Genomic DNA, 6,000 nt, shown 5'->3' with positions numbered 1-6,000 from the left:
ACGTTGGTGAAAATGGTGAAAAATATATTGACGCTAACAGCCCCGGGGTTTCGACCTCGACCCCCTCGGCCTGCCCTTCGGGCCGGGCCGCAGCGCCTCGGCGCCGCCCTCGCGGTAGAGCCTGCACCAGCGCTCCAGCGGGGACTTCGACCTGATCCCGAACTCGGCCATGGCGTCGGCCTTCGCCATCCCGCCGTCGACCACGGCCGACGCCGCGGCGACCCTCTGCTCGAATGTGTACCTGGATTGCTTCCCGCCCATGGACAGCAGCGCCTCGCTTCCGAACGCCCGGTATACCCACTGCCATTCTCTCACGGTCTCGCGGGGGACGGACAGGGCCTCGGCCGCCGGCTTGCAGCCGACGCCGGCGTCGAAGAGCTCGACGGCCCGCCTCCTGGACTCCAGGTCGTGCTTCACCCTGAGGTCTATACTCATGGAAAACCTCCCATTTCCCGATGTCCAAGAAATGGGAGGCAGTTCACAGGCACCTTTGTGGTGGTTTTTGTTTTAGGCCGAGGGGAAGGCCTTGGCGGCAGTGCCTATCCTCGGCTTTTGCATAGTCTCGATCTGTAACACCAAGCCAGCGAAAATGGCTCTAACTGTTACAGATTTAGATGAGCCGTTCGGCCGTCAGCCCAACGTCTTGATCTGTAACACCAGGCGGCATATTTGGTCTCTAACTGTTACAGATTGAGATGCGGCGTGGGCGGCCGGCACAATATCTCGATCTGTAACAACTGCAGGGCTCAACGGACTCCAACTGTTACAGATTGAGACAAAACGATCAGGCAAGTCCAAAACCACCACTAAGGTGCCTGTCCCCTTTGTGGTGGTCGGGCGGCCGGCATAGAAAAAAGTCCCCGCCGGGCGTGTGCTCGACGGGGACTTTGCCGTTTGGTGGCTAGCGCTGTAGGTGATTACTCGCCCAGCAGGCTCTTGGTGATGGAAGCGGCGGCCTTCTTGCCGGCGCCCATCGCCAGAATGACCGTAGCGGCACCGGTGACGATGTCGCCGCCGGCCCAGATGCGGGGATCGGTGGTCTGGCCGGTCTCCTCGTCGGCGACGATGTAGCCCCACTTGTTGAGCTCCATCTTGCCGCCGATCTTCTTTGCGAAGGGGTTGGCGTTGGTGCCGATAGCCGAAATCGCGACGTCGCAGGGGATCTCCTCGATGGCGCCCTCGATGGGCACCGGGCGACGACGGCCGGACTCGTCGGGCTCGCCGAGTTCCATCTTCTGGACCTTGACGGCGCACACGGAGCCGTCCTCGCCAGCGACAAACTCGAGCGGGGAGACGAGCGGCAGAACCTCGACGCCCTCGGCCTTAGCATGGTGCAGCTCGGCGCGACGGCAGGGCATCTCGTCCTCGGTACGACGGTAGGCGATGATGGCGTGCTCGGCGCCCAGGCGCTTGGCGGTACGGACGGCGTCCATGGCCACGTTGCCGCCGCCAAAGACAACGACGTTCTTGCCGTGCTTGGTGGGGGTGTCGTACTCGGGGAACTTGTTGGCCTTCATCAGGTTCACGCGGGTGAGGTACTCGTTCGCGAAGAAGACGTTGGGCAGGTTCTCGCCGGGGACGTTGAGGAACTTGGGCAGGCCAGCGCCGGTCGCCACGTAGATGGCGTCGAAGCCCTGCTCGAACAGCTCCTCGGCCGTGGCCATGTTGCCCACGACGGAGTTGTACTCAAACTTGACGCCCATGTCCTCCAGGCCGTCAATCTCGCGTTTGACGACCGCCTTGGGCAGACGGAACTCGGGGATGCCGTAGACCAGCACGCCGCCGCCGGTGAAGAAGGCCTCAAAGACGGTAACGTCAAAGCCGTTACGGGCGAGCTCGCCGGCGCAGGTGATGCCGGACGGGCCGGAGCCGACGACAGCGACCTTCTTGCCGTTCTTGGGGGCCATCTTGGGCGTGGAGGCGAGCTCGGGGCGGTCACCCAGGAAGCGCTCGAGCTGGCCGATGGCCACGGGCTCGGACTTCTTGCCACGGATGCACTTGCCCTCGCACTGGTTCTCCTGCGGGCAGACGCGGCCGCAGATGGCGGGAAGCATGGAGTCCTCGCGAATGGTATCGAGAGCGCCGCCGAAGTCCTTCGCGCGGATCTGCTCGATAAAGCGGGGAATGTTGATGTTGACGGGGCAGCCCTCAACACAGAACGGCTTCTTGCAGTTGAGGCAGCGCTCGGCCTCGGCCAGCGCCATCTCTTCGGTGAAGCCCTTGTCGACGGGGCGGAAGTCGCAGGCGCGCTCGGCAGCCGGCTCCTCGTTATCGGGGGTGCGGGGCGACTTCATATCGGCAACGAAACGACCGTTAACTAGTGGCATGCGCAGCTCTTTTCCTCATAGGCCTTGAGGGACTCGCCCTCTTCGGAACGGTAAGCGGCCTGGCGGGCACGAAGGTCATCCCAGTCGACCAGGGTGGCATCGAAGTCGGGGCCGTCGACGCAAGCGAACTTGGTCACGCCGCCCACCTCGACGCGGCAGCAGCCGCACATGCCGGTGCCGTCAACCATGATGGGGTTGAGCGACGCGGTGATGGGGGTGTCGTACTTCTGGGCGGTGAGGGTCGAGAACTTCATCATCGGAACGGGGCCGACGCAGAAGACCTGGCTCACGGCCTTGTCCTGCAGCAGGCGCTCCAGCGGAGCGGTGACAACGCCCTGCTCGCCGTAGGAACCGTCATCGGTGGTGATGTGGATGTGGTCCTCGTCGAGGAGCTCGCGGAACTGGTCCTCCATGAGCAGGAGGTCCTTGGCGCGGGCGCCCATGATGGCGTGCACCTCGTGACCGGTCTCGACCAGGTGCTTGGCGACCGGGAAGGCAATTGCCAGGCCGACGCCGCCGCCAATGACGGCGCAGGGGCCCTCGGCCATCTCGGTGGGAACGCCCAGCGGGCCCACGACGTCGCGCAGCGACTCGCCGGCCTCGTAGGTGGACAGCATCTCGGTGGTCTTGCCGATCACCATGAAGATGAACTCGACCCAGCCCTCGTCACCGTTCCAGCCGGCCAGGGTAAACGGGACACGCTCGCCCGTCTCGTTGGCGCGAACCATGAGGAACTGTCCAGCGTGCGCATGTTTGGCGATTGCGGGCGCCTCGATGCGGAACTTGAACACCTTCTCCGAGAACTGCGTCTTCTCCAGGATCTTATACATAGAACCCCTCTCTTGTTAGGGCCGCCGAACCGTGCCTCCACGGAAATGGACGGTAGCCCGAGTAAAACCGTACGCGCACAGGCGTTGTGCAGACATACGGTGCAAATTATACCCTCATGGACATGCTGTTTACGTGTGTCTTCGGCGGTTGGGAAAAGGGTTTATCCACTTCGACCTACCAAATAGGGATAGGTTTATTTTGGTCGGTTTTATCAGGCAAAACGGCAAAGGGGGCCGGCCTCGGGTTGTGATGAGGCCGGCCCCCTTTGGGGTGTTATGCGTGTATGGCGGCGCGGGGTTTATTGCGATGCGGCCACCGGGGCGTTTCCGCAGATAAAACCTGCCAAAATAAACATCCCTAAACGGTAGGTTTTAGTGCTTGCCGTTGGCGGAGGCGGCGCCGTTGACGTGGTCGCGGGCGTAGATTACGCCGTGCACGATGGCCAGACCGGCGGCGTCGGCGGCGCGGGCGCAGGTGTCCTGGAAGGCCTCGGCCTCGCGGGCGCGCAGCTGCTTGAGCACATAGTCTGCCACGGCCATCTTGCCGGGAGGGTTGCCGATGCCGGTGCGGATACGGCTAAAGTCGCGGCTGCCCATCTTGTCGATGATGGAGCGCAGGCCGTTGTGGCCGGCGTGGCCACCGCCCACCTTGACGCGCACGTCACCGGCGGGGATGTCGAGCTCGTCGTGGATGACGAGCAGCTCCTCGGCCTTGATCTTGTACTCGCGGCAGAGCTTGGAGATGGGGCCACCCGAGGTATTCATATACGACTGCGGCTTGACCAGCACGATCTGGCGCTTGCCACCCTCTTCCTCGGGATCGTTGATGTTGATGAGTGCGACCTCGGCGCCGGCCTGGTTTTTCCAGTACGTGACGCCGGCCTGACGGGCCAGCTCGTCAATCGCCTTAAAGCCGGCGTTGTGGCGGGTCTCGGCATATTCCTCGCCCGGGTTGCCAAGCCCGGCAACCATGCGAATCTTAAGCGGCTGTGCAGCTGCCATGTTCATCCTTTCGTTGATTTGTCGCCTGCTATGGTGAGCGACCCTGTTGCCGCTGTCAAATGGAGGGTAATTGAGGGCGTTTGGGGGCGTTTGGACGGCCGTCGAAATCCGAGGTGGACAGTTAGTTCAGATACGTATAAGTTCTGAGGACTCGAATTGCTCAATTCAATGCCGATACGTTGTTTTGGAGCTTTAGTTAGTCCATATGGCGCTGTTTTGAAGTCTACCCTGCCTTCAAATAGGGCGAATGGTATAGAGATAGCTGCAAAACAGTCTAATTCAATGCGTCCATTTATACGTATTTGAACTAACTGCCCAGCCCTGCTCGACGGCGCACGGGTGATTCGCCGTTTAGACCGGCGCGAGGCCGGTTCCGGCCCGCAGAGCGTTGAGCCAAGCGGCCTGACGCTTGCGATAGCCCTTGATACGGTACCGGAATCGGACTCCTGCGAGTCGATGCATCGTTTGGGCGAAGGCTTCGAGTGCAACAAGGTCTTTCATTTGGTCGCGATTGATAACCAGGACGTGGATGCCCATGGCCTTGAGGCCATTATTTCGATTGCCATCGTGGATGCGAGCGTTTTGAAGCTCATGCCCAATTCCGTTGTATTCGTTGTCGACTCCGGCTGCCGGGCAATATAGGTCGCAGATGGCATAGGGGATGCCCGAGGACATGTTGACCGCAAGAGTATCGAAGTCGATTCGATGGTTGAGTTGCAGGCCTCCCATGGGCAGGCTGCAACATCCGAATCCGCCAAAGCGCATGGGCGCTCCGAGAACGGCAAACATTAGGGATTCGGCTGGGGGTGCGGATCCAGCCCGGGCGAGTTTGACTGCCGTGCGAAACGAGGCGTATGAGCTACTTTTGGCGAACCGTGCGACCGCCTCGAGCTCTTCGATGGTCGTGGCGGGCTTGCATTTGTAGTGCGCCTGTTCATAGCGGGTTTCGTTCTGTTGTTCGGCCGCTGACTGGTTGCCCAGGCAATCAAGATCGCCCGTCGCTTCGTAGCCATCGCCCTTGGGCCAGATGTCGTCATGGGCAATGGGGTATGTTGCCCCGGGAGGAAGGGAGTAAGTTCCGACCAGTTCCATGAGAAGCATCAAGGTTTTGGCGACTGATTCATTTTTAGAACAAAGCATGGCTGTCATGGCAGGAGACGTTGCGTAGATGTCGGCCTCGACGTGCATAATTGCACCTTCAGGAAGCGGAGCGGAGAGAATATGCTGAAGAAGTCGCTTGTCGGGGCGTCGGTTGCCTTCGTTTGAAACGAGAAGATCGAGCAGCTCGGAATCATCTTCATTCCAGGCGTCGAGTATCGAAAGTGCGCCAAAGTCTATCGCGTCATTATTGGGAATGCAGCTAGCCAAGGCCTGTGCTTGCTGTTCACTATCAATGGAGCTCCAGGGTAGGGCAGAGTACGCCCGTCGTGCGCGACGAATTGCGCGGAGGGCGGAGAAATGTGAAATCACGGTCGTCATAGCTATAACGTACTAAGTTGGCGGCAGAATGCGACCGCCATACCGTTCTTTTCGCTCAGCGGGGTGCTGGGCGCCATGAACGGCCGGGTGTTAGGAAATCGGTGGAATCGGTTGAGGGGATTGCAGGAAATTGAGCTCTGCCGAGAAGGTTGACGATGGCTACTGGACAGTTAGTTCAGATACGTATAAGGCGGCGGGCGTTCGAGGTGTTTCTAAGGGCCTTCGAGGGCGATTTGAAGATAATATATGCGGCGGTTGTACTCGAAAACGATGAGCTTCGGGCGGCATGGCATCCGCCGGGGAGCTCAGAAGGCTCCGAACGGACCTTTGGAGCTTTAAAAAATACGTATCTGAACTAACTA

6 protein-coding genes are annotated in these 6,000 nt (G+C 60.5%); 1 reads left to right on the top strand and 5 read right to left on the bottom strand.

Features of this window, described 5'->3' with window-relative positions; genetic code table 11:
• Positions 1 to 33 precede the first annotated feature (33 nt).
• The 5 genes from DXD16_RS07965 to DXD16_RS07945 form a co-directional block, all read right to left on the bottom strand.
• The gene (locus DXD16_RS07965; protein WP_233502675.1) at positions 34 to 435 is read right to left on the bottom strand and encodes a helix-turn-helix domain-containing protein; all 402 of its coding nucleotides are present in this window, start codon (positions 433 to 435) and stop codon (positions 34 to 36) included.
• Between the two features lie 482 nt (positions 436 to 917).
• Positions 918 to 2,327, bottom strand: coding sequence for an NADPH-dependent glutamate synthase (gltA, locus tag DXD16_RS07960; protein WP_022094914.1), 1,410 nt, complete (start codon positions 2,325 to 2,327; stop codon positions 918 to 920).
• A complete protein-coding gene (locus tag DXD16_RS07955) occupies positions 2,318 to 3,157 on the bottom strand; it encodes a sulfide/dihydroorotate dehydrogenase-like FAD/NAD-binding protein (RefSeq protein WP_117655734.1) in 840 nt (279 codons plus the stop codon). Before DXD16_RS07955 ends, gltA begins: the two co-directional genes overlap by 10 nt.
• 372 nt (positions 3,158 to 3,529) lie before the next feature.
• Positions 3,530 to 4,159, bottom strand: a complete 630-nt coding sequence (gene pth, locus DXD16_RS07950; RefSeq protein WP_197032170.1) for an aminoacyl-tRNA hydrolase — start codon at positions 4,157 to 4,159, stop codon at positions 3,530 to 3,532.
• Between the two features lie 351 nt (positions 4,160 to 4,510).
• Positions 4,511 to 5,527 (bottom strand): endonuclease domain-containing protein, encoded by a 1,017-nt coding sequence (locus DXD16_RS07945; RefSeq protein WP_233502674.1) that lies wholly within the window; start codon positions 5,525 to 5,527, stop codon positions 4,511 to 4,513.
• Positions 5,528 to 5,793: 266 nt separating this feature from the next.
• On the opposite strand from DXD16_RS07945, the gene DXD16_RS07940 reads away from it, so the two are divergent.
• On the top strand, positions 5,794 to 5,997 hold the full coding sequence (locus DXD16_RS07940; protein ID WP_117655732.1) for a hypothetical protein: 204 nt from the start codon (positions 5,794 to 5,796) through the stop codon (positions 5,995 to 5,997).
• The last annotated feature ends 3 nt before the right edge of the window (positions 5,998 to 6,000 follow it).

The sequence above is a fragment of the Collinsella sp. TF11-5AC genome (assembly GCF_003436775.1).
Taxonomy (GTDB): domain Bacteria; phylum Actinomycetota; class Coriobacteriia; order Coriobacteriales; family Coriobacteriaceae; genus Collinsella.
This window is presented reverse-complemented; position numbering and strand designations above follow the sequence as displayed.

Bases quoted from the DNA above. Each gene is read 5' to 3' on its own strand.
- DXD16_RS07965 (WP_233502675.1), bottom strand. From the start codon at position 435: ATGAGTATAGACCTCAGGGTGAAGCACGACCTGGAGTCCAGGAGGCGG.
- gltA (WP_022094914.1), bottom strand. From the start codon at position 2,327: ATGCCACTAGTTAACGGTCGTTTCGTTGCCGATATGAAGTCGCCCCGC.
- DXD16_RS07955 (WP_117655734.1), bottom strand. From the start codon at position 3,157: ATGTATAAGATCCTGGAGAAGACGCAGTTCTCGGAGAAGGTGTTCAAG.
- pth (WP_197032170.1), bottom strand. From the start codon at position 4,159: ATGGCAGCTGCACAGCCGCTTAAGATTCGCATGGTTGCCGGGCTTGGC.
- DXD16_RS07940 (WP_117655732.1), top strand. From the start codon at position 5,794: ATGGCTACTGGACAGTTAGTTCAGATACGTATAAGGCGGCGGGCGTTC.